Source organism: Ralstonia sp. 1138 (assembly GCF_040544795.1).
GTDB classification, from domain to species: domain Bacteria; phylum Pseudomonadota; class Gammaproteobacteria; order Burkholderiales; family Burkholderiaceae; genus Ralstonia; species Ralstonia flatus.
The window spans coordinates 1-4,318 of the sequence record NZ_JBEPKQ010000017.1 but is presented as its reverse complement, the minus strand read 5'-3'; the positions used below and the strand labels follow the sequence as shown (position 1 = coordinate 4,318).

Annotated in this window: 2 protein-coding genes; both read right to left on the bottom strand. The window is 65.9% G+C overall.

From position 1 onward, the window contains the following. Positions 1–3,167 (bottom strand): beta strand repeat-containing protein (locus tag ABIC76_RS25475; RefSeq protein ID WP_354535643.1); only part of this gene is annotated, 3,167 nt, incomplete at its 3' end. 89 nt (positions 3,168–3,256) lie between these two features. Then, a partial coding sequence (locus tag ABIC76_RS25470; RefSeq protein WP_354535642.1) for a ShlB/FhaC/HecB family hemolysin secretion/activation protein occupies positions 3,257–4,318 on the bottom strand: 1,062 nt, incomplete at its 5' end.

The window sequence follows — 4,318 nt, the reverse complement described above, 5'->3', positions numbered from 1 at the left end:
CCCAGCGTCGCGTTATACGTCGCATAAGTCGTGGCCCCAGTGCCGCCGGTCACCACTGCGTCCAATGCCCGCAGGTTGTCATTGCCCGTGTACACGGTCAACGTCCCATTGGTGGGCAGCGCAATCGTGGCGGTCGAAAACAGCTGCACGTCGCCAGCCGTGTCGGTGCCGTTGGCCAGCCCCGAGGTACCGCCCGAGCCCGCCACCAGCGTGACGTTGCCTCCGCGACTGACCAGCGCCCCGCCCAGGATCAGGTTGCCCGTGGTGTTGGCCGACAAGTTGGCACTGGTGTTCACACCCACCAACGTGATATTGCCCGTACCGGTAACATTGGTGTTCGCTGCCGTGATGTTGGCCGCCGCGAACGAAGAACCATTGCTCATGTTCACGTTGGCAACACCGTTGCTTGGCGTCCAGTTGCCCGTGACATTGACAGCGCCGCCGGCGAGGATATTGATGCCACCGCTCAACGTTACCGTTCCAGTAAGCGTTGACGTGTGAGGACTTGCCTGGGTATAGAAGCCCGGACCAGAAATATTGTTGGCAATGGTGGTCGCCCCAGAGGTGTTCACCACCATGTTGCCATTGATCACCACCGGGCTGACGTTGGTAAGGCTCAGGCTCGCCCCTGTGAGCGTGCTCGTACCGTTGACCGTGATCGTTTGGGCACCGGCTCCTCCGGCACCGCCAGAACCGGAGCCGCTGTTGCCGGCGACATAAGCGCCTGAAGATCCGTTAGCGCCAGACCCGCCATTCGTCCCCAGACCACCACCGGCACCACCAGCGCTACCGGAACCACCACTGCCCGCACCGCCCGCACCGCCACCGCCACCGGTAGTACCCGAGACGCCATTCTGGCCAGGGCCCCTAACAGAGGTCGTTTGTCCACCGCCGCCGCCGCCGCCGCCGCCGCCGCTACCTGTGGCAACACTGATCGCACCGCCGGCTGTTACAGACGCGTTGCTGAACGTGACCGCTCCACCCGCGCCACCCGCACCGCCATTACCTCCTGGGCCGCTTGCAATTTGATAACCCCAACCGCCGCCGCCGGCGCCGCCACCGCCGCCGCCATTGCCACCGGCAATGCTCACCGCACCGCTCGCATTGACCATACCGGCGACCTGTACAGCACCGCCCGCACCGCCCACACCACCAGTACCACCGCCGCAACCGTTCTGCGACGCTGGCTGTGCCGGCCACGCCGTGCCACAACCACCGCCACCGCCACCGCCACCGCCGGCACCACCCTTGATGGTGACGGTACCGGCGGTAGCAACCACGTTGCCATTCACAATAACCTGGCCGCCTGCGCCGCCTGCACTCCCTGCAGCACCACCCACTCCCGACTGGCCTGCGGCACCTCCATCCCCGCCAAGCAACGTCACGTTAGCCGCAGTAATGGTGGCACCGGAATTCACAATCACGTTACCACCGGCTCCACCAACACCGCCAGCCGCCCAAGTAGCACCATTGGCTCCTGCCGCCCCCGCCCCACCCGCGGCCGTGAAGCTACCGCTACCCAAGCTAATGTTGGCGCCGATGGTCACGTTCTGCCCGTTGGCCGCCAGCAGGGTCAGGTTGCCCGAGCCCGTCGATGCAATATCCGCCGCCACGTTGATCCAGCCCGCGCCGCCCGTACCATTGCTCGCATTGAGCGTCACACTCGTGCCGCCCTGCAGCGCCGTCGACAGGCTGCCGTTGTTCACCGTCACCGGGTTGCCCGTCGGCGTGAACCACGGCGTGTAGTTCGCATCCGCTGCGCTAGACACCGTGATGTTCGACGGGTCCAGCGTCCACATGCCATTCGCACCATGCGCCGCATTGGCCGAAACCTGGCCCAGCGCGCCCAGTTGCCCAGCGCTCGAGGTGTCCACATGACCACCGTTGCCGCCCTGCGCACCACCTTGCGCCAGCACGTTGCCGTTGAATTGGGTATAGCTGTCCGACCACAGACCCACGGTACCGCCGTTGCCATTGCCCTTGGCGCTGGCGTCAATCGACGAGCTTGCATCCATCACCGTGGCGTCGGCCTTGCGCAGCGATCCTTTGCCCTGGAAGTCACCGCCCACCAGCACCGTGCCGCCACCGGTCGCGCCGCTCGCATCAATGTGCGTACCCTGGAACAGGCCCACATGGTTGCCCAGCACGGTCACGTTGCCGCCGGCACCGTTGGTGCCTGCTGCGTTCAGCGTGGCGCCACTGAGGTTCGCCAGGCCACCCGCGCCTGCATCCACATCAATACGGCCACCTTGCGCCCCGGACACATCCACCACTCCCGAGAGGTTGATGGCCGAGCCCAGCAGCGTGTTGGCCGTGTTGGCATTGAGCAGCACCGTGCCGCCTGCGGCCTTGATGCTGCCGCTGTTGTCGATCGCCGCCTGCGCCTGCGATGCGTTCAGCTGCACGTTCACCAGGCTGCCGCCATTGAGCGCCAGCGTCGCTTCTCCGCCCGCCAGCAGCCCAACCTTGCCGCCCGGCGCGTTGATGCTGCCCGTGTTCTTCACCGCATCACCCGCCAGCACAATCCAGCCGCCAGGCGCCGCGCTCAGGCTGCCGTCGTTCTGCACCAGGCCCGAGCCGTTGGAGCCGCCCGACAGGAACAGGCTGCGACCACCCTCGCTCATGAAGCGCGCCGGATCGATATCCTTGGTGCTCGCCAGCAGCGCCCCGGCATTGACCACCGAGCCCTTGCCGAACACCACCCCTTGCGGGTTCACGATGTACACCTGACCATTGGCCGTCAGCGTGCCCAGGATCTGCGAGCTGCCGCTCATCCCGATCACCCGGTTGAGCACCTGCGCGCTCGCGCTCGGCTGCACGAACTGCACCGAGTTGCCCGCGCCCACGTTGAAGCTCTGCCAGTTGATCGCTGCGCGCTGGCTGCCCTGCTGGATCAGCATCTGATTCGCGTTGGGCTGGCCGATCGTGGCCTGCCCACCCACCACCGTGCCGCCCTGCGGCAGGGCACCCGCGGCCATGGCCGGCCCGCCCAGCAACAGCATCGCTGCCGCCGACAGCGCGGACAGGCCTACGCCTGCCGCAGTCGATGCGCCCACCACCGCGCCGCGCTCGCCGCGCGAGCCCTTGCCTTGCGCACTGGTGTTCTCTGCCACCGCCACAATGGCGCCACGCGATTTACTAAAAACCAATCGATAGATTCGATTCATGATTCATTCCTTCTCAGGTTTCCTCGCCCCAAACACCTCAGCTCCTTGCTGACTCCGGGGTTTCGTTATTTGCAGTGAGTGCAGGCCGATCAGAATTTCGCGGCCAGCGAGAAGAGCACGCGCGCCTTGGCGCTGCCCGGTTTGTATTCGGAGTCAGGACTGCCCGGCAGCTTCCAACCCACCGTCAGCGAAGCCGTCACGTTCGGATTGGGCAGCACCCAGTCCACGCCGACGCCCCAGCCGCCCAGCCAACGGTGGTTGCCCACGTCGGGGTTGGCATAGCCCATCGAGGTCTGCCAACCCTGATACGGGTTGTGCAGCACGCGCCCGTTGATGTAGTCGACGAACACCCCCGGGGCCAGTTGCCCCATGCCATTGGGCAAAGCGATGAGCTTGCGCAGCTCGGCACTCAGGAACACGCCGTCGTTGAGCGTGCCTTCCTCGGGGCTATACGCACGCACCCCGGTGACACCACCCAGGCTCATCGCCTCATAGGTGCTCAGGTTGCGGTTGCCGATCTGCCCGCGCACGTTGCCCAGCGCATACCAGCCGGAGCCCAGCACGCGCTTGCCGAAGGCACTGGCTGCCAGCTTCTGGTACGACCCCACCGTGTTGGTGGTGTCAAAGCCGTTCAGATCCTGCCGGTTGCGGCCCAGCGTCAGGATGGTGTTGGCGCTCCAGTAGTTCAGCCCCAGCTCAGCCGGCCGGTCGCCCGCGTTGGACGACAACCCCAGGCGCACACCCTCAAGGTGGCTCGGCGCGAAGGCCTCGAAGCCCGCCACCTCCTGCTGGCTACGCACGTAGAAGCCTTCCACCGAACCAATCCAGTTGCGGTTCAACGCCCGCAAAATCGGATAGCTCAGCCCAGCCCCGACGCTGTCAGCGCGGCCCGTGGCCCCCACTTGCGGCAAGGAGTAGTTGGTGCGCGCCGCGTTGGCTTGCACGCGCAGGCCCTGGTAGCCGATCGGCATGGAAAAGCCCAGTGCGCCCGTGTTCTGGTCCTTGTCGGTGAGCATGCCCGAGGCTTGCCACACGTCGCCCATGCGCAGCAGGTTGTTCGCTTCAACGCTGGCACCAAAGCGATAGGTACCGCTGGACTTGAAACCGTAGTTGTCGGCGCTGGCCCCCACTCGCACGCGGGGCTGGCTCTG